Origin of the sequence: Mycobacterium sp. 2YAF39 (genome assembly GCF_052114565.1) — a bacterium.
Classification (GTDB): Bacteria; Actinomycetota; Actinomycetes; order Mycobacteriales; family Mycobacteriaceae; genus Mycobacterium.
In genome coordinates, this window is record NZ_JBFREZ010000008.1 from 272,952 (window position 1) to 291,616 (window position 18,665).

Below are 18,665 nucleotides of genomic sequence, written 5' to 3' on the forward strand. Positions count from 1 at the left end.
TGCCTGCATGACTTCTGTGGCAGTGGCGGGTGCCAGCGGATACGCAGGTGGGGAGATCCTGCGGCTGCTGCTGGGCCACCCTGCGTACGCCGACGGGCGGCTGACGATCGGTGCGCTTACGGCGGCGGCCAGCGCGGGCACGTCGCTGGGTGAGCATCACCCGCACCTGTTGCCGCTGGCCGGCCGGGCGCTGGAAACCACCGATCCGCAGACGCTGAGCGGCCACGATGTGGTGTTCCTTGCGCTTCCGCACGGTCATTCCGCCGCACTCGCCGACGAGCTGGGCGCCGACACCGTCATCGTCGACTGCGGCGCCGACTTCCGCCTGACCGACGCGGGTGCGTGGGAGCGGTTCTACGGCTCGTCGCACGCCGGCAGCTGGCCGTACGGGCTGCCCGAACTGCCGGGTGCCCGCGAACGCCTTCGCGGCGCCACACGCATCGCCGTCCCCGGGTGCTATCCGACTGCGGCGCTGCTCGCGCTGTGGCCCGCGATCGCCGAAGAACTCATCGAGCCCGCGGTCACCGTCGTCGCGGTCAGCGGCACGTCGGGCGCCGGCCGCGCGGCGAAGACCGACCTGCTCGGCTCGGAGATCATCGGGTCGGCAAGGGCGTACAACGTCGGGGGTAAGCACCGGCATACGCCCGAAATCGCCCAGGGGCTCAAGGCCGTCACCGACAAGGACGTCACCGTGTCGTTCACCCCGGTGCTGATCCCGACCTCCCGTGGCATCCTGGCCACCTGCACCGCGAGGACCACCGCGCCGCTGTCGCAGATTCGCGCGGCCTACGAGAAGGCCTATGACGCTGAACCTTTCATCCATCTGCTGCCCGAAGACCAGCTGCCGAAGACCGGAGCGGTGATCGGGAGCAACGCCGCACAACTCGCGGTCGCCGTGGACGAGGACGCCGCGACGTTCATCGGCATCGCCGCGATCGACAACCTCGTGAAGGGCACTGGCGGTGCGGCGGTCCAGTCGATGAACCTCGCGCTGGGCTGGCCGGAGACCGAAGGGCTCTCGATCGTAGGGGTGGCACCGTGACCGAATCCCATGTCGCCGGCCGAGCGGCTCCGGCTACCGCCGACACCGCGCGGCTGATCCGCACCCAGGGTGTCACCGCGCCCGCCGGTTTCCGGGCCACCGGAATCGCCGCGGGCATCAAGGCTTCCGGCGCGCTCGACCTCGCGCTGGTCTTCAACGAGGGCCCCGACCATGCCGCGGCGGGCGTGTTCACCCGCAACAAGGTCAAGGCCGCGCCGGTGCTGTGGACACAGCAGGTGCTCACCACCGGGCGTCTGCGCGCGGTCGTGCTCAACTCCGGCGGCGCCAACGCCTGCACCGGGCCGCAGGGCTTTCAGGACACCCACGCCACCGCCGAGGCCGTCGCCGCCGCGCTGTCCGACTGGGGGACAGAGACCGGGGCGATCGAGGTCGCCGTATGTTCCACCGGTCTCATCGGCGACCGACTGCCGATGGACAAGGTGCTGGCAGGCGTCACCGAGATAGTCCACGAGATGGCGGGCGGGCTGACCGGTGGCGAAGAGGCGGCACGGGCCATCATGACCACCGACACCGTGCCGAAACAGGTTGCCCTGCACCACAGTGGCAGCTGGACCGTCGGCGGTATGGCCAAGGGTGCCGGGATGCTGGCACCGTCGCTGGCGACGATGTTGTGCGTCATCACCACCGACGCCATCGCTGATGCTGCTGCACTCGACCAGGCGCTGCGCAAGGCGACGGCGATGACATTCGACCGGCTCGATGTCGACGGCAGCTGTTCGACCAACGACACCGTATTGCTGATGGCCTCCGGTGCCAGCGAGATCGCACCGAGCCAAGCCGAGCTCGAGGACGCGGTGCTACGGGTCTGCGACGATCTGTGCGCACAACTGCAGGCCGACGCCGAAGGTGTCACCAAACGCATCATCGTCACCGTGACAGGCGCCGAGTCCGAACAGGATGCTCTCACCGCTGCCCGTGTGGTGGCCCGCGACAGCCTCGTCAAGACCGCGCTGTTCGGATCCGACCCGAACTGGGGTCGCGTGCTGGCCGCTGTCGGCATGGCACCGGTGGCGTTGGAGCCCGACCGGATCACCGTGTCGTTCAACGGTTCCGCGGTGTGCGTCAACGGTGTCGGCGCACCGGGTGCCCGTGAGGTGGACCTGTCCGGCGAGGACATCGACGTCACCATCGACCTGGCCGTCGGCGCCGCAGCCGCGTCGATTCGCACGACCGACCTGTCCCACGCGTATGTCGAAGAGAACTCGGCCTACAGCTCATGACGCTCGCGACGCCGGTCAAGGCGCAGGTGCTCGCGGCGGCCCTGCCGTGGCTGAAACAGCTGCACGGCAAGATCGTGGTCGTCAAGTACGGCGGCAACGCGATGACCGACGACATCCTCAAGGCCGCCTTCGCCGCCGACATGGTGTTCCTGCGCAACTGCGGCATCCACCCCGTCGTCGTCCACGGTGGAGGCCCGCAGATCAGCGCGATGCTCAAACGGCTCGGTATCGCAGGCGATTTCAAGGGTGGCTTCCGCGTCACGACGCCTGAGGTGCTCGACGTCGCCCGGATGGTGCTGTTCGGACAGGTCGGCCGCGAACTGGTCAACCTGATCAATGCGCACGGCCCGTACGCCGTCGGGGTCACGGGTGAAGATGCGCATCTGTTCACCGCGGTGCGGCGCGACGTGACCGTCGACGGCGTGGCGACAGACATTGGACTTGTCGGCGATGTCGAGCGGGTCAACACTGATTCGGTGCTCGATCTCATTGACGCGGGCCGTATCCCGGTGGTCTCGACGATCGCGCCCGACGCGGACGGGGTGGTGCACAACATCAACGCCGACACCGCGGCGGCCGCGCTTGCGGAGGCGCTGGACGCCGAGAAGCTGGTGATGTTGACCGATGTGGAGGGTCTGTACACCGACTGGCCCGATCGCGGTTCGTTGGTCAGCGAGATCGACACCGCCGCACTGACGCAGCTGCTGCCCAGGCTGGAAACCGGCATGGTGCCCAAGATCGAGGCCTGCCTGCGTGCGGTGTCGGGCGGTGTGCCGAGCGCACATGTGATCGACGGCCGCGTCGAGCACTGTGTGCTCGTTGAGTTGTTCACCGACGAGGGGACGGGAACGAAGGTGGTTGGCGCATGAAGCTCAAGCAGCGGTGGGAAGCCGTGATGATGAACAACTACGGCACTCCGCCGCTCGCATTGGCGACTGGCGACGGGGCCGTGGTGACCGATGTCGACGGCAAGTCCTATCTCGACCTGGTCGGTGGTCTCGCGGTCAACATTCTGGGGCATGGCCATCCGGCCGTCATCGAGGCCATCACCCGGCAGTTCAACACGCTCGGTCACACGTCGAACCTGTATGCCACCGAGCCCGGTATCGCACTCGCCGAAGCGTTGGTGGGACTGCTGGGCGCCGACGAAGCGCGGGTGTTCTTCTGCAACTCGGGAACGGAGGCCAACGAGGTCGCGTTCAAGATCACCCGGCTGACGGGTCGCACGAAACTCGTTGCCGCGCAGAACGCGTTCCACGGCCGGACCATGGGTTCGCTCGCGTTGACCGGCCAGCCGTCCAAGCAGGAGCCGTTCGCCCCGCTTCCCGGCGACGTCACCCACATTCCATACGGCGATGTCGAAGCGCTCAGAGCGGCGGTCGACGATGAGACGGCCGCGGTGTTCCTCGAGCCGATCATGGGCGAAGGCGGCGTCGTGGTGCCACCCGCCGGCTACCTGGTGGCGGCCCGCGAGATCACCGCCGAGCACGGCGCGCTGCTGGTGCTCGACGAGGTGCAGACCGGAATGGGCCGCACCGGAGCCTTTTTCGCTCACCAGCACGACGGCATCACACCGGACATCGTGACCCTGGCGAAGGGACTCGGCGGCGGGCTGCCGATCGGGGCCTGCATCGCGACCGGTGAGACGGCCGGACTGCTGGCTCCTGGTCTGCACGGCAGCACGTTCGGCGGCAATCCGGTCTGCACGGCCGCGGCGCTCGCCGTATTGAAGGTGGTTGCCGACGACGACCTGGTGGGCCACGCCGCTGTGCTGGGCAAGACGCTGCACCACGGCATAGAGTCGCTGGGCCATCCCGCGGTCGATCACGTTCGCGGTCGCGGGCTCATGTGCGGTGTCGTCCTGACGTCCGACGTGGCCAAGCCCGTCGAGGTCGCAGCCAGGGACGCCGGATTCCTCGTCAACGCCCCTGCCCCCAACGTGATCCGGCTGATTCCTCCGCTGATCCTCACCGATTCTCAGGTCGACGATTTCCTCGGCGCGCTTCCCGGGGTACTCGATACGGGGTCCTCCCGATGACGCGGCACTTCCTGCGCGACGACGACCTGACGCCCGAGGAGCAGGCCGAGGTGCTTGCGCTTGCTGCGGAGCTGAAAAACGCTCCGTTCAGCAGGCGCCCGCTCGACGGTCCCCGCGGCGTGGCCGTCATCTTCGACAAGAACTCCACCCGCACCCGGTTCTCCTTCGAGATCGGCATCGCCCAGCTCGGCGGCCACGCCGTCGTGGTCGACGGTCGCAGCACCCAGCTCGGCCGCGACGAGACACTCGAGGACACCGGCCGGGTCCTTTCGCGCTACGTCGACGCGATCGTGTGGCGGACGTTCGAGCAAGACCGTTTGACCGCAATGGCTTCCGGCGCGACCGTGCCGATCGTCAACGCCCTCTCCGACGAGTTCCACCCCTGCCAGGTGCTCGCCGACCTGCAGACGCTCGACGAGCGCGTCGGCACGCTCAACGGTTTGCGACTGTCGTATCTGGGCGACGGCGCCAACAACATGGCGCACTCGCTGATGCTGGGCGGCGTCACCGCCGGCATTCATGTCACCGTCGGCGCTCCCGCCGGTTTCGAACCCGACCCACGGTTCGTCGCCGCCGCGAAGGAACGCGCCGCCGACACGGGCGCCTCGGTGACCGTGACCACGGATGCGCACGCGGCCGCCGACGGGGCCGACGTTCTCGTCACCGACACCTGGACGTCGATGGGGCAGGAGAACGACGGGCTGGACCGGGTGGGGCCGTTCAAACCGTTCCAGGTCAACACGGGGCTCGTCGAGCGGGCCCAGACCAATGTCATCGTCCTGCACTGTCTTCCGGCGCACCGCGGTGAAGAGATCACCGATGAGGTGATCGACGGACCGCACAGCGCGGTGTGGGACGAGGCCGAGAACCGGTTGCACGCCCAGAAGGCGCTGCTGGTGTGGTTGTTGGAGCGGTCATGACGTCGGCGGCGACCAGGGCGGGACGGCAGGCACGCATCGTGTCGATCCTGTCGTCGCAATCGATTCACAGCCAGGGGGAGTTGGCGACGTTGCTGGCCGACGAGGGCATCGACGTGACGCAGGCGACGTTGTCGCGTGACCTGGAGGAGTTGGGCGCGGTCAAATTGCGCGGCGCCGACGGAGGCGTCGGCGTATACGTCGTCCCCGAAGACGGCAGCCCCGTCCGTGGCGTATCCGGTGGCACGGAACGGATGTCGCGACTGCTGGCCGAGCTGCTGGTGTCCACGGATGCCAGCGCCAACCTGGCGGTGCTGCGGACGCCGCCCGGCGCCGCGCACTACCTCGCCAGCGCGATGGACCGCGCCGCGCTGCCGTATGTGGTCGGCACGGTGGCCGGTGACGACACCATCCTGGTGGTCGCACGTGAGCCGATGACCGGTGTCGAGCTGGCCGCGAAACTTGAAGGTATTCAACAAAAGGAGATCAGTTAATGTCCGAGCGCGTCATCCTGGCGTATTCCGGCGGTCTGGACACCTCGGTCGCGATCAGTTGGATCGGCAAAGAGACCGGACGTGAGGTCGTCGCGGTCGCCATCGATCTCGGCCAGGGCGGCGAGGACATGGAAGTCGTCCGGCAGCGGGCCGTCGATTGCGGTGCGGTCGAGGCCGTCGTCGTCGACGCCAGGGACGAGTTCGCCGAGGAGTACTGCCTTCCTGCGATTCAGTCCAATGCGCTGTACATGGACCGGTACCCGCTGGTGTCGGCGCTGAGCCGGCCACTGATCGTCAAACATCTCGTGACGGCCGCGCGGGAGCACGGCGGCGGCATCGTCGCACACGGCTGCACCGGCAAAGGCAACGATCAGGTGCGGTTCGAGGTCGGATTCGCCTCGTTGGCACCGGATCTGGAGGTGCTCGCACCGGTCCGTGACTACGCGTGGACCCGGGAGAAGGCCATCGCCTTCGCCGAGGAGAACGCGATCCCGATCAACGTGTCCAAGCGGTCGCCGTTCTCCATCGACCAGAACGTCTGGGGCCGTGCCGTGGAGACCGGGTTCCTCGAGCACCTGTGGAACGCGCCGACCAAGGACGTCTACGACTACACCGAGGACCCGACCGTCAATTGGAACACGCCCGACGAGGTCATCGTCGGATTCGAACGCGGCGTTCCGGTTTCGATCGACGGCAGGGATGTCAGCGTGCTGCAGGCCATCGAGGAACTCAACCGTCGCGCCGGCGAGCAGGGTGTCGGCAGGCTCGACGTCGTCGAAGACCGGTTGGTCGGCATCAAGAGCCGTGAGATCTACGAAGCCCCGGGCGCGATGGTGCTCATCACCGCCCACACCGAACTCGAGCACGTCACGCTGGAGCGTGAACTCGGCCGGTTCAAGCGCAACACCGACCAGAAGTGGGGCGAGCTGGTGTACGACGGCCTCTGGTATTCGCCGCTCAAAGCGGCCCTGGAGTCGTTTGTCGCCAAAACCCAGGAGCACGTGTCCGGTGAGATCCGGATGGTGCTGCACGGCGGGCACATCGCGGTCAACGGCCGGCGCAGCGCCGAGTCGCTGTACGACTTCAATCTCGCGACCTACGACGAGGGCGACACCTTCGACCAGTCGTCGGCAAAGGGTTTCGTGCATGTGCACGGGCTGTCGTCGAAGATCTCCGCTCAACGGGACCTTGCCGGAAAGTGAGCACCAATGAGGGCTCGCTGTGGGGCGGACGGTTCGCCGAAGGGCCGTCGGACGCACTCGTCGCGCTGAGCAAGTCGACTCATTTCGACTGGGTGCTTGCGCCGTACGACGTCGCCGCGTCAAAGGCGCACGCGCGAGTGCTCTTTCGGGCGGGGCTGCTCACCGAGGAGCAGCGCGACGGCCTTCTGGTCGGTCTGGACAGCCTGGCCTCCGACGTCGCCGACGGCAGTTTCCAGCCGCTGGTGACCGACGAGGATGTGCACGGGGCGCTCGAACGCGGCCTGATCGACCGGGTTGGCGAGGATCTCGGCGGACGGCTCCGGGCGGGCCGGTCGCGAAACGATCAGGTCGCCACCCAGTTCCGGATGTGGTTGCGCGACGCGATCCGGCGGGTCGCCGACGGCGCGCTCGAGGTCGTATCGGCGCTGGCGACGCAGGCCGCGGCGCATCCGACCGCGATCATGCCCGGCAAGACGCATCTGCAGTCGGCACAGCCGATCCTGCTTGCGCATCATCTACTCGCGCACGCACACCCACTGCTTCGCGACGTCGACCGCCTGGCCGACTTCGACAAGCGGGCCGCCGTGTCGCCGTACGGATCTGGCGCCCTGGCGGGTTCGTCGCTCGGTCTCGACCCCGAGGCCATCGCGGAGGAGCTCGGGTTCGACGCCGCCGCAGACAACTCGGTCGACGCCACCGCGTCGCGTGATTTCGCCGCCGAGGCGGCGTTCGTGTTCTCGATGATCGGCGTCGACCTGTCCCGGTTGGCCGAGGACATCATCCTCTGGAGTACAACCGAATTCGGCTACGTGACGCTGCACGACTCCTGGTCCACGGGAAGCTCGATCATGCCGCAGAAGAAGAACCCCGACATCGCCGAGTTGGCGCGCGGTAAGTCGGGCCGGCTGATCGGCAATCTGACCGGTCTGCTGGCGACGCTGAAGGCACAGCCGCTGGCCTACAACAGGGATCTGCAGGAGGACAAGGAGCCGGTCTTCGACTCCGTCCTCCAACTGGAGCTGCTGTTGCCGGCGATGGCGGGTCTGGTCGCGACGCTGCTTTTCGACGTCGACCGCATGGCCGAACTGGCGCCGCTCGGCTACACCCTGGCCACCGACGTCGCCGAATGGCTGGTGCAACGGGGCGTGCCGTTCCGGGTGGCGCACGAGGCCGCGGGTGCTGCGGTGCGCGCGGCAGAGGCCCGGGGCGTCGGCCTCGAGGATCTCGAGGACGCCGAGCTCGCGGGCATACACCCGGAGTTGACGCCGCAGGTGCGCGATGTGCTCACAATCGACGGATCGGTGAACTCCCGGGACGCCAGGGGAGGCACGGCCCCGATCCAGGTCGCCAAACAGCTCGGTGTCGTCCGCGAATCCGCCGATCGGCTGCGGCTCCGGCTACGTCGCTAGCAGTCAGTCCTCTGCTGCCGCGAGCCAGGCTTCTTCGAGGGAATCCTTCTGCGCCAGAAGGTCGTTCAGCTCGGCGTTCAACTCACCGACCCGCACGTGATCGGCGGCCGCCTCGGCCATCGAATCGTGCACGGCGGCGATGCGGCCATCGAGTTTGGTGAGCTGTCCTTCGATGCGGGCCATCTCCTTGCCTGCGCGACGTTCTCGCGCCGATGCCGATTCACGGCGCTGGGGTTCGGCCCGCGCCGGTTCGGGAGAAGCCGCGTTCGAGCGGCCTGCGAGGTACTGCTCGATACCGCCCGGCAGCATGTCGCACCGCCCACCGCCGGTGAGTGCGTACGTGACATCGGAGACCCGCTCGAGGAAATACCTGTCGTGCGTGACGACGATCAGCGTTCCCGGCCAGCCGTCGAGGTAGTCCTCGATCACGGTCAGTGTGTCGATGTCCAGATCGTTGGTGGGCTCGTCGAGGAGCAGCACATTGGGTTCGTCGAGCAGCAGCCGCAGGAACTGCAGCCGTCGACGCTCGCCGCCGGATAACTCGGCCAGTCGCGCGGTCAGCTTGTCGCCGGTGAAGCCGAAGTCCTTCAACAGGGTGTCGGCGGAGATCTCCCGCCCGCCGGCCAATTCGGTGATGCGACGGCGGCTTTCGATGGTGTCGATCACGCGCTCGGTTCCGTCGATTTCGACGAGCGCCTGACTCAGATACCCGATCTTGAGTGTCTTGCCCCGCTTGATGGTGCCCGAGGCCGGTTGCAGTTCACCTTCGAGCAGCCGCAGCACCGAGGTCTTTCCGGTGCCGTTCACGCCGACGAGTCCGATGCGTGCGCCGGGCCCGATCGACCAGTCGATGCGGTCCAGCACGACGTGCGGGCCGACCTCCAGCCGGACGCGGTGCAGGTCGAACACGTCTTTGCCGAGCCGTGTGGTGGCAAAGCTTTGCAGCCCAAGCGAATCGCGGGGCGGCGGCTCGTTGGCGATCAGGTCGTTGGCGGCCTGGATGCGGAACTTCGGCTTCGACGTCCGCGCGGGCGGCCCGCGCCGTAGCCAGGCCAGCTCCTTGCGCATCAGATTCTGCCTGCGGGCCTCGGCGCCGGCCGCGAGCCGCATCCGTTCCGCTCGGGCCAGTACGTACGCCGCGTATCCGCCGTCGTACGCGTCGACGGCGCCGTCGTGCACCTCCCACGTCGTCGTGCACACCGCGTCGAGGAACCACCGGTCGTGGCTCACGACCACCAGCGCCTTGGCGCGCCTGGCGTTCAGATGGGCGGCCAGCCAACCGATCACCTCGACGTCCAGATGGTTCGTGGGCTCGTCGAGCACGAGTACGTCGTGGCCGGCGATCAATTCTGTCGCCAGCGCCACCCGTCGCCGCTCACCGCCGGACAGCCCACCGACCTCGCGGTCGAGGGCGACACCGGACAGCAGATGCGAGACGACGTCACGGGTAGCGGGTTCGGCGGCCCAGACGTGGTCGGGCCGTCCGCCGACGATCACGTCCCTGACCGTCGCTCCGGCGAAATCGTCGCTCTGCCGCAGGTATCCCACCGACAGTCCCGACGTGTGGGTCACCCGCCCGGAGTCGGGCTCGCGGGTCGCGGTCAGCACCCGCAGCAGGGTGGTCTTCCCGTCGCCGTTGCGTCCGACGACGCCGATCGCATCGCCCTCGTCGACCCCGAGACTGATGGCGTCGAGCAGCGTGCGGGTGCCATACCCGACGCTCGCACGCTCCACGTTGATCAGATTCGCCATCGACCGCCGATGATAGGTGGCTGGCCGCACGGCACCGCTGCGCCGTCGATGGCGGCGATCTCGGGGGTCGTCTCAGGCCGCTATGCCATGATCAAGGCAGCAATCTGGGGATTAGCAGCTAGGGGAGCGCGCAGGTGGATCTTTCGGGACTGACCAGACCAGTGGGGCGGTTGGTGGCCACCGCACAGAACGGACTGGAGGTGCTGCGCTACGGCGGCCTGGAGACCGGAGCGGTCCCGTCGCCGTTCCAGCTCATCCAGAGCGTGCCGATGTACCGGCTGCGGCGGTACTTCCCGCCTGACGCCAGGCCACAGGCCAAGCAGCCCGGACCGCCGGTGCTGATGGTGCATCCCATGATGATGTCGGCCGACATGTGGGACGTCACGCGCGACGAAGGCGCAGTCGGCATCCTGCACAAGGCGGGAATCGACCCGTGGGTCATCGACTTCGGCTCTCCCGACAAGGTCGAAGGCGGCATGGACCGCAACCTTGCCGACCACGTCGTCGCGCTGAGCGAAGCCATCGACACCGTCAAGGAGGTGACCGGCCGCGACGTCCATCTGGCCGGCTACTCCCAGGGCGGCATGTTCGCTTACCAGACCGCCGCCTACCGCAGGTCCAGGGATCTGGCGAGCATCATCGCGTTCGGGGCGCCCGTCGACACGCTCGCCGGCCTGCCGATGAACATGCCTGCCAGCATCGCGCCCGCGGCAGCGGACTTCATGGCGGACCACGTCTTCAGCCGCATGGACATTCCCGGCTGGCTGGCGCGCACCGGTTTTCAGATGCTCGACCCGATCAAGACCGCGCAGTCGCGTATCGACTTCCTCCGTCAGTTGCACGACCGCGAGGCTTTGCTGCCCCGCGAACAGCAACGGCGATTCCTTCAGTCCGAAGGTTGGATCGCGTGGTCGGGGCCTGCGATCGCCGAACTCCTCAAACAGTTCATCGCGCACAACCGCATGATGAGCGGCGGCTTCTCGATCCATGGCGACCTGGTCACCCTGTCGGATATCGACGTCCCCGTGCTGGCCGTCATCGGTGAGGTCGACGACATCGGTCAGCCGGCCTCTGTGCGCGGGATCAAGCGTGCCGCCCCGAAGGCGGATGTCTACGAATTCCTCATCCGCGCAGGTCATTTCGGGCTGGTCGTCGGCTCGAAGGCGTCGACCCAGACCTGGCCCGCAGTGGCCCAGTGGGTCAAGTGGATCGACAGCACCGGCGGTATGCCCGACGGTGTCTCGCCGATGCCGCTGCAGCCCGAGGAGCCCAGCGAAAGCGGTGTGTCGCTGAGCTCGCGACTGGCCCACGGCACCAACGCCGCGACCGAGATGGTGTTCAGCCTGGCCCGGTCGGCGGCCGACGCGGTCGTCGCCGCCAACAAGTCCGCGCGCGCAATCGTCGTCGAGACCTATCGCACACTGCCCCGCCTCGCGCGCCTCGGCCAGACCAACGAGCATTCCCGAATCTCGCTGGGCCGGCTCATGTCCGAGCAGGCCCGCGATCTGCCCAACGGCGAGGCTCTGCTGTTCGACGGCCGCGTCCACACCTACGAGGCGGTGGATCGCCGCATCAACAACGTGGTCCGCGGCCTCATCGAGGTCGGTGTCCGGCAGGGCGCGCACGTCGGTGTGTTGATGGAGACCCGGCCCAGTGCGCTCGTCGCGATCGCGGCGCTCTCGCGGCTGGGCGCCGTCGCTGTGCTGATGCCACCCGATGCCGACCTGGCGGCCGCCGCCCGGCTCGGCGCGGTATCCGACATCATCGCCGACCCGATCAACCTCGACGCGGCACGCAAACTCGACATGCGCGTCCTGGTGCTCGGCGGTGGCGAGGTTCGCGACCTGGATCTCCCGGACGACGCCGACGTCATCGACATGGAGAAGATCGACCCCGACGTCGTCGAACTCCCCGGCTGGTACCGCCCGAACCCCGGGCTCGCCCGCGACCTCGCGTTCATCGCGTTCAGCTCGATCGGCGGGGAGTTCGTCGCCCGTCAGATCACCAACTACCGCTGGGCGTTGTCGGCGTTCGGCACCGCCTCGGCCGCCAACCTCGGGCGCGGCGACACGGTGTACTGCCTGACTCCGCTGCACCACCAATCCGGGCTGTTGGTCGCACTCGGTGGCGCGGTCGTTGGCGGATCCCGCATCGCGCTGTCCCGCGGTCTGCGTCCGGACCGGTTCGTCCAGGAGATCCGCCAGTACGGCGTCACCGTCGTCTCCTACACGTGGGCAATGCTGCGCGACGTCATCGACGATCCGTCGTTCTCGCTCACCGGAAGCCACCCGGTCCGGCTGTTCATCGGTTCCGGAATGCCGACCGGCCTGTGGAAGCGGGTCGTGGAGGTGTTCGCACCCGCCCGCGTCGTCGAATTCTTCGCGACCACGGACGGGCAGGCGGTGCTGGCCAACGTGTCGGGCGCCAAGGTCGGCAGCAAGGGCCGGCCACTGCCCGGCGGCGGCGAGGTCGCATTGGCCGCGTACGACGCCGAGGACGACCTGATCCTCGAGGACGAGCGCGGATTCGTGCGTCGAGCGGAGGCCAACGAGGTGGGCGTGCTGCTCGCGCATCCGCGCGGGCCAGTGGATCCGACGGCGTCGGTCAAGCGCGGTGTCTTCGCGCCCGCGGACACGTGGGTGTCCACCGAATACCTCTTCCGGCGCGACGACGACGGCGACTACTGGCAGGTTGACGGCCGCGGGACGGTGATCCGCACGCCTCGCGGTGTCGTATACGCGGCAACCGTCAACGACGCCGTCAGCCGTCTCGCCGCGGTGGATCTCGCGGTCACCTACCTGGTGGAGGCCGACGGGCAGAATCTCGCGGTCACGGCGCTCGCGCTGCAGCCTGGCGGCACGATCGCGTCCGCGGATCTGTCCGAAGCGCTCGCCGATCTGCCCGTCGGTAACCCCCCCGACATCGTGCATGTGGTGCCCGAGATGACCCTCAGCGCGTCCTGCCGACCGTTGATCAGCCCGTTGCGCAGCGCCGGGGTTCCCAAACCGTCCCGTAACGCCTGGTACCTCGATCTCGATACGAATCGGTACAAGCGGTTAACCGTCGCGGTACGCGCCGAGATCGCTGGTGGGTGATTCACGCGGCATGCCGCGCGGTCGTCACGCTGTTAGGCTCCCGCTGGCGGCAGGTCGCCGTCGGGCCGGGGCAGTAGATGGTCTATCGCGCTGGAGGGGTTAATGGCATCGCAGACCGGTAAGGCCCGCGTCGAGTGGCGTCGTGCCCTTGTCGGCGGAGTGCTCGCCGTCGGCCTCATGACCGGATTCGGCGCATCGACGGCGTTCGCCCAGCCCGATTCGACGGCGTCTGATACCCGTGCGCCAGGAGAGCCCTGCACGGGTGAGGACTGCGCGAAGCCGGTGGCGGGGGAGGCAGACACCCGTGCGCCGGGGGAGCCCTGCACCGGAGAAGAGTGCGCGAAGCCCGTTGCGGGGGAAGCGCCGGATGAACTCCCAGCGAACATGACTGCCGACCAGGCGCTGACGATCATCTACAACGAGTACGACTTGGGTGACGGTGGCGGCCAGCTGTCGACTCTGATCGACGACGTGATGAAACTACGCGCCCAGGGTTTCAAGGCGTCGAATGCGAACAAAGTCGCAATCCAGGATGCTCTCGAACACCGACCCAACCAAACCCCGCTCATCGAGGCGCTGAAGGCGACGCTGCAATACCAGCGCAAGTTGCAGGCGCAACAGCAGATGGCAGCTCAGCAGCAGCAACAGTCCGGCGGCGCCGTGCCGGTCATCCCCGGCGGCTGACGCGCAACTGTGCTCGACGACAAGCTCCTTGCCATCCTGGTCTGCCCGGAGGACCGCGGCCCGCTTCTCCTGGTGGGCAACGAGTTTCTGTACAACCCGCGACTGCGGCGTGCATACCGCATCGAGGACGGCGTTCCGGTCCTGCTGATCGACGAAGCCGTCACTGTGACCGACGACGCCGAACACGCCAGGCTGCTCGAACGGGCGTCAGGAGAATCCGGGTAGCTCGCCGGTGAGGTAGCGCTGCAGGTTCGGGGCGATGGTCTCGGCGATCTGTTCGACCGGCAGCGACTTGAACGGGTCGAGCTCGAGAATGTATCGCGCCATGACGACGCCGACCAGCTGCGAGGCGACGAATTGCACGCGCACGGGCCCACTTCCGGGCGGATCGTCCACGCGGGAGCCGACCTCCTTGGTGATGACCTCCTGCAGAAACGAGCGCACCAGCGACGGGTCACTGCCTGCCAGAATCGATCGCAGGGTGGCGATGAATCCCTTACCCATCTCGGAGTCCCACAGCGGCAACAGAAGCGACGGGAGCGTGTAGCCGATCTCTTCGACGGGGATGCGCTGCAGCGGGCCGATCACCTCCATCGGGTCGATCGGGATGTGGATCGCCTCGGCGAACAGTTTGGTCTTGGTGCCGTAGTAGTGGTGGACGAGCGCGGGATCCACATCCGCGTCCGCGGCGATGGCGCGGATGGAGGTCTTGTCAATACCGTTGCGGGCGAACAACTCCCGCGCGCTGTTCAGAATGCGCTCGCGGGTGTCCGACGTCCCGGGCGGCCGCCCGGGACGCTTGCGTTCGGTGTTGGTCGTCAAAGCCTCTACGGTGTCCTTCGTCGTAGCGTCGCAGCGGCCAGGCACAGCGCGACGATCGCGAAGCCGATGACGACGGCGATGTCCCGCACCGCGATGAACGTCGGCTCCGCGTACGCACCCACCTGTTGCAACGCTTCCAGAGCGTAACTGGCGGGCAGCGCATTGCTGATCCACTGCAGCCAATTCGGCAGCACGTCGCGCGGCACGATGATTCCGCAGAGCAGTAGTTGCGGGGCGATCACCAGCGGCATGAACTGGACGGCTTGAAACTCGGTGCGGGCGAATGCACTACAGAGCAGGCCCAATCCGACGCCGAGAACCGCGTTGATGATCGCAATCGTGAACACCAGGATGGGGCTGCCCGCGGTGTCCAGACCGAGGAGCCAGAACGACACGATGCACGCCAGCGTCGCCTGCGCGGCGGCGGCAATCGAGAACGCTGTCCCGTACGCGGCCAGCAGGTCCAGGCGGCGCAGGGGAGTCGTCAGGATCCGCTCCAACGTGCCCGAAACCCGTTCGCGCTGCATGGTGATCGACGTGATCAGGAACATCACGATGAGCGGGAACACGCCGAGCATGATCAAACAGGCGTTGTTGAACGGCGACGGAGCGCCGGGACGGTGCGGCGCGTCCTGGAACATGAAATACATCAGCGTGATGATGAGACTCGGAACGACGAGGATCATCGCGACGCTGCGGTGGTCGGCGGCCAGCTGACGCAGGATTCGCGTGGTGGTGGCCAGATAGGCCCGCGGGCTCAGCCGGCTTCGGCTCGTGTGGCTGCGGTGCTGTGCCGGATGACGGACAGAAACGCCTCCTCCAGTGACTGACATCCCGTGTCCTCTCGTAATTTCGTTGGTGTGGTGTGCGCGAGAAGGTGGCCCTCGCGCATCAGCAGTAGATCGCCGCAGTGGTCGGCCTCGTCCATGACGTGGCTCGACACGATCAACGTCGTGCCGCCCTTTGCGAGTTGGTGGAACTGTTCCCAGAGATCAACGCGAAGCACCGGGTCCAGGCCGACGGTGGGCTCGTCGAGCACCAACAGATCGGGGTGCGACACCAGCGCACATGCCAGGGAGGCGCGGGTGCGTTGGCCACCGGAAAGATTGCCGCACAACGCGGTTCGGTGATCATCGAGGCCGACGGTGGCGACCGCCTCGTCCGCGTCCGCGGCGGTTGTGCCGGTCAATGCCGCGAAGTAGCGGACGTTGTCGATGACCCTCAGATCGTCGTAGATCGTCGCACTCTGTGTGACGTACCCGACCCGGTGGCGCAGCTCGGCCGAACCGGCCGGGCGCCCCAGCACCGTCACGGTGCCCTTCGCGATGATCTGGGTGCCGACGATGCTGCGCATCAGGGTCGTCTTACCGCACCCAGACGGGCCAAGTAGTCCGGTCATGGTGCCCCGCGCAATCTGCACGGAGACGTCGTCGAGCGCGACGCGACCACCTCGGACGACCCGAAGATCCCGGACGTCGACCGCGACGTCCTCAGCAGTGCGTTGTAATTCATCACCCGATGAACTCATCATGCGATGAATAATCCTCGGCCGGGGTGTGCGTGTCAAGACTTGCCGGGCAGAATCGCTGCGGTGAGTTCACGCCGGTTGTCCGTGGATCCGCTCAGCGCCGCCCGGCGACTGCTGGGCGCGGTGCTGGTCGGGCGCGATGTGAGCGCGATGATCGTCGAGGTCGAGGCGTACGGCGGTCCGGACGCCGGTCCGTGGCCCGATGCGGCATCTCATTCATATCGAGGCATGGGAGGACGCAACGCCGTCATGTTCGGACCGGCCGGGCGGCTCTACACCTACCGCAGCCATGGCATACACGTCTGCGCGAATGTCGTGTGCGCGACCGTCGATGTTGCGGGCGCGGTGCTGTTGCGGGCGGCCGCCATGGAGTCCGGGGCAGATGTCGCCCAAGTTCGCCGCGGGGACTCGGTCCGTCCTGCCGCCCTTGCGCGGGGGCCCGGAAACCTGTGCTCCGCGCTCGGAATCACCATGGAGGACAACGGTATTGATCTGTTCGACGCGAAGAGCCCGATCCGCGTGGTGCTCGGCGCGAAGCACGAAGGTGTGTCCGGGCCCCGTGTCGGTGTCAGCAAGGCCGCCGATCGGCCGTGGCGATTGTGGCTGGCAGGCCGCCCGGAAGTGTCGCTCTATCGCCGCAGCCCACGGGCACCGGCTCCCGGCGAAAGCGACTAGTGCGAGAAGATCGGTGCTGTGACTTCTACGGGCGCTTCCATCCTCGATGAGCTGGAGTGGCGCGGGCTGATCGCGCAGTCCACCGACCGGGAGGCGCTGGCAGCGGCGTTGGCCGCAGGCCCCGTCACGGTCTACTCGGGTTTCGATCCGACGGCGCCGAGCCTGCACGCGGGCCACCTCATTCCGCTGCTGACGCTGCGCCGGTTTCAGCAGGCCGGCCACCGGCCGATTGTGCTGGCCGGGGGAGCGACCGGCATGATCGGCGATCCACGCGACGTGGGCGAGCGCACGCTGAACAACGCCGACACGGTCGCTGAGTGGGCCGATCGGATTCGTGGCCAGCTCGAGCGATTCGTCGAATTCGGCGACTCGCCGACCGGCGCGGTGGTGGAGAACAACCTGACCTGGACCGCGCAGATGCCCGCGATCGAGTTTCTTCGCGATGTGGGGAAGTACTTCTCGGTCAACGTGATGCTGGACCGGGACACGGTGCGGCGTCGTCTCGAGGGCGAGGGCATCTCCTACACCGAATTCAGCTACATGCTGCTGCAAGCCAACGATTTCGTGGAGTTGCACCAGCGCTACGGGTGCGGATTGCAGATCGGCGGGTCCGACCAGTGGGGCAACATCATCGCCGGAGTCCGCCTGGTCCGACAGAAAGCGGGTGCGACCGTGCATGCGCTGACCACTCCGTTGGTCACCGATTCGGAAGGCCAGAAGTTCGGCAAGTCGACGGGCGGCGGCAGCCTCTGGCTCGACCCGGAGATGACGAGTCCGTACGCCTGGTACCAGTACTTCGTGAATACCTCCGATGCCGATGTGGTCCGTTACCTGCGGTGGTTCACCTTCCTGTCGCCGGAGGAACTGGCGGAGCTGGAGGAGGCGACGGCGGAGCGCCCGCACGAACGTGCAGGTCAGCGCCGGCTGGCGCGGGAGCTCACGAATCTGGTGCATGGGGAGGCCGCGACCGAGTCCGTCGAGCACGCCAGCCAGGCCTTGTTCGGCCGCGGCGAACTCGCGCAGCTCGACGAGCCGACGCTGGCCGCAGCGCTGCGCGAGGCGTCGGTCGCCGAGCTCGCGCCTGGTGGGCCCGATTCGATAACGGACCTATTGGTGGCCAGCGGCCTGTCGGCGAGTAAGGGGGCGGCCCGTCGGACCATCGGTGAGGGCGGCGCCTACGTCAACAACGTCCGCATCGAAAGCGAAGAGTGGACAGCGGAGCCGTCGGACTTCCTCCACGGACGGTGGCTGGTGCTGCGCAGGGGCAAGCGGAATATCGCCGGGATCGAACGCGTTGGATGAGTTGCTGGAGCCGATCGCTCTGGTCAATGGGTTCTGTGTCCTTTCGGGAACAAACTCGGCGACCGCTGCGTTGAAGCCCTTGAGAGTCGACGCACCTGTCGGTGCGCACGCAAGAGCAGTTTCGAGAAACACGCTCTAGCAGGCCATTTGACTCAGAGTTATCCCTCACGTAACTTATCGGAGTCGCCGCGACACGGGCCCAAAAGCCCGGAGAGCGCGGCGGCCTCCAGAGGGAAGTCCACTTCGGTGGGTGTCCTCGTCTGTCCGAACTAGAGACCTCGGCTTAATCGCCGAGGATTCTTGCGCGGTCAGTCTGGGTGTGTTGTTTGAGAACTCAATAGTGTGTTTGGTGGTTTTTGTTTGTTGTTGTTTTTGTTCACCTCTTTTTCCCGTTTAGGGGTGGATGTTTTTTGATGCCAGTTTTGGTGTCTTTGTTTTGGTTTCAGGCTTGTTCTGATTCGAAT

At 67.1% G+C, this 18,665-nt stretch carries 17 protein-coding genes; 13 read left to right on the forward strand and 4 right to left on the reverse strand.

Translation table 11 applies throughout. From position 1 onward, the window contains the following. Positions 1-7: 7 nt before the first annotated feature. The 8 genes from argC to argH are packed head-to-tail and all read left to right on the forward strand — an operon-like array spanning position 8 to position 8,343. A complete protein-coding gene (gene argC / locus AB4Z42_RS22885; protein WP_442011499.1) occupies positions 8-1,042 on the forward strand; it encodes an N-acetyl-gamma-glutamyl-phosphate reductase in 1,035 nt (344 codons plus the stop codon). After that, on the forward strand, positions 1,039-2,283 hold the full coding sequence (argJ, locus tag AB4Z42_RS22890; RefSeq protein ID WP_442011500.1) for a bifunctional glutamate N-acetyltransferase/amino-acid acetyltransferase ArgJ: 1,245 nt from the start codon (positions 1,039-1,041) through the stop codon (positions 2,281-2,283). Before argC ends, argJ begins: the two co-directional genes overlap by 4 nt. After that, the gene (gene argB / locus AB4Z42_RS22895; RefSeq protein ID WP_442011501.1) at positions 2,280-3,152 is read left to right on the forward strand and encodes an acetylglutamate kinase; all 873 of its coding nucleotides are present in this window, start codon (positions 2,280-2,282) and stop codon (positions 3,150-3,152) included. Before argJ ends, argB begins: the two co-directional genes overlap by 4 nt. Continuing rightward, the gene (locus AB4Z42_RS22900; RefSeq protein WP_442011502.1) at positions 3,149-4,321 is read left to right on the forward strand and encodes an acetylornithine transaminase; all 1,173 of its coding nucleotides are present in this window, start codon (positions 3,149-3,151) and stop codon (positions 4,319-4,321) included. The genes argB and AB4Z42_RS22900 overlap by 4 nt, the downstream gene beginning before the upstream one ends. Continuing rightward, the gene (gene argF / locus AB4Z42_RS22905; protein ID WP_442011503.1) at positions 4,318-5,241 is read left to right on the forward strand and encodes an ornithine carbamoyltransferase; all 924 of its coding nucleotides are present in this window, start codon (positions 4,318-4,320) and stop codon (positions 5,239-5,241) included. Before AB4Z42_RS22900 ends, argF begins: the two co-directional genes overlap by 4 nt. Further along, the gene (locus AB4Z42_RS22910) at positions 5,238-5,732 is read left to right on the forward strand and encodes an arginine repressor (RefSeq protein WP_442011504.1); all 495 of its coding nucleotides are present in this window, start codon (positions 5,238-5,240) and stop codon (positions 5,730-5,732) included. Before argF ends, AB4Z42_RS22910 begins: the two co-directional genes overlap by 4 nt. After that, positions 5,732-6,934 (forward strand): argininosuccinate synthase, encoded by a 1,203-nt coding sequence (locus tag AB4Z42_RS22915; RefSeq protein ID WP_442011505.1) that lies wholly within the window; start codon positions 5,732-5,734, stop codon positions 6,932-6,934. Before AB4Z42_RS22910 ends, AB4Z42_RS22915 begins: the two co-directional genes overlap by 1 nt. Further along, positions 6,931-8,343 (forward strand): argininosuccinate lyase, encoded by a 1,413-nt coding sequence (argH, locus tag AB4Z42_RS22920; RefSeq protein WP_442011506.1) that lies wholly within the window; start codon positions 6,931-6,933, stop codon positions 8,341-8,343. Before AB4Z42_RS22915 ends, argH begins: the two co-directional genes overlap by 4 nt. A 3-nt stretch (positions 8,344-8,346) precedes the next feature. Here argH and AB4Z42_RS22925 read toward each other — a convergent pair whose 3' ends face one another. Further along, a complete protein-coding gene (locus AB4Z42_RS22925) occupies positions 8,347-10,095 on the reverse strand; it encodes an ABC-F family ATP-binding cassette domain-containing protein (protein ID WP_442011507.1) in 1,749 nt (582 codons plus the stop codon). 134 nt (positions 10,096-10,229) lie between these two features. Between AB4Z42_RS22925 and AB4Z42_RS22930 the strand changes: the two genes are divergently transcribed. The 3 genes from AB4Z42_RS22930 (at position 10,230) to AB4Z42_RS22940 (ending at position 14,099) form a co-directional block, all read left to right on the forward strand. After that, positions 10,230-13,190, forward strand: coding sequence for an acyl-CoA synthetase (locus tag AB4Z42_RS22930; RefSeq protein ID WP_442011508.1), 2,961 nt, complete (start codon positions 10,230-10,232; stop codon positions 13,188-13,190). 102 nt (positions 13,191-13,292) lie between these two features. Further along, positions 13,293-13,874: a hypothetical protein gene (locus AB4Z42_RS22935; RefSeq protein ID WP_442011509.1), complete on the forward strand. Its 582-nt coding sequence runs from the start codon at positions 13,293-13,295 to the stop codon at positions 13,872-13,874. A 9-nt stretch (positions 13,875-13,883) separates the two neighbouring features. After that, positions 13,884-14,099, forward strand: coding sequence for a Trm112 family protein (locus AB4Z42_RS22940; protein ID WP_442011510.1), 216 nt, complete (start codon positions 13,884-13,886; stop codon positions 14,097-14,099). On the opposite strand, the gene AB4Z42_RS22945 is transcribed toward AB4Z42_RS22940, so the two are convergent. Genes AB4Z42_RS22945 through AB4Z42_RS22955 form a run of 3 tightly spaced genes read right to left on the reverse strand, consistent with a single transcriptional unit; the run spans position 14,082 to position 16,227 of the window. After that, positions 14,082-14,696, reverse strand: a complete 615-nt coding sequence (locus AB4Z42_RS22945; RefSeq protein ID WP_442011511.1) for a TetR/AcrR family transcriptional regulator — start codon at positions 14,694-14,696, stop codon at positions 14,082-14,084. The two genes, AB4Z42_RS22940 and AB4Z42_RS22945, sit on opposite strands and share 18 nt — an antisense overlap. A 5-nt stretch (positions 14,697-14,701) precedes the next feature. After that, positions 14,702-15,529, reverse strand: coding sequence for an ABC transporter permease (locus tag AB4Z42_RS22950; protein ID WP_442011512.1), 828 nt, complete (start codon positions 15,527-15,529; stop codon positions 14,702-14,704). Next, entirely contained in the window at positions 15,454-16,227 is a 774-nt protein-coding gene (locus AB4Z42_RS22955; protein ID WP_442011513.1) for an ABC transporter ATP-binding protein, read from the reverse strand. The genes AB4Z42_RS22950 and AB4Z42_RS22955 overlap by 76 nt, the downstream gene beginning before the upstream one ends. A 3-nt stretch (positions 16,228-16,230) precedes the next feature. On the opposite strand from AB4Z42_RS22955, the gene AB4Z42_RS22960 reads away from it, so the two are divergent. Together AB4Z42_RS22960 and tyrS are read left to right on the forward strand one after the other, a co-directional pair. Further along, positions 16,231-16,899, forward strand: a complete 669-nt coding sequence (locus AB4Z42_RS22960; RefSeq protein WP_442011514.1) for a DNA-3-methyladenine glycosylase — start codon at positions 16,231-16,233, stop codon at positions 16,897-16,899. An 18-nt stretch (positions 16,900-16,917) separates the two neighbouring features. Continuing rightward, positions 16,918-18,201 (forward strand): tyrosine--tRNA ligase, encoded by a 1,284-nt coding sequence (gene tyrS, locus AB4Z42_RS22965; protein ID WP_442011515.1) that lies wholly within the window; start codon positions 16,918-16,920, stop codon positions 18,199-18,201. The last annotated feature ends 464 nt before the right edge of the window (positions 18,202-18,665 follow it).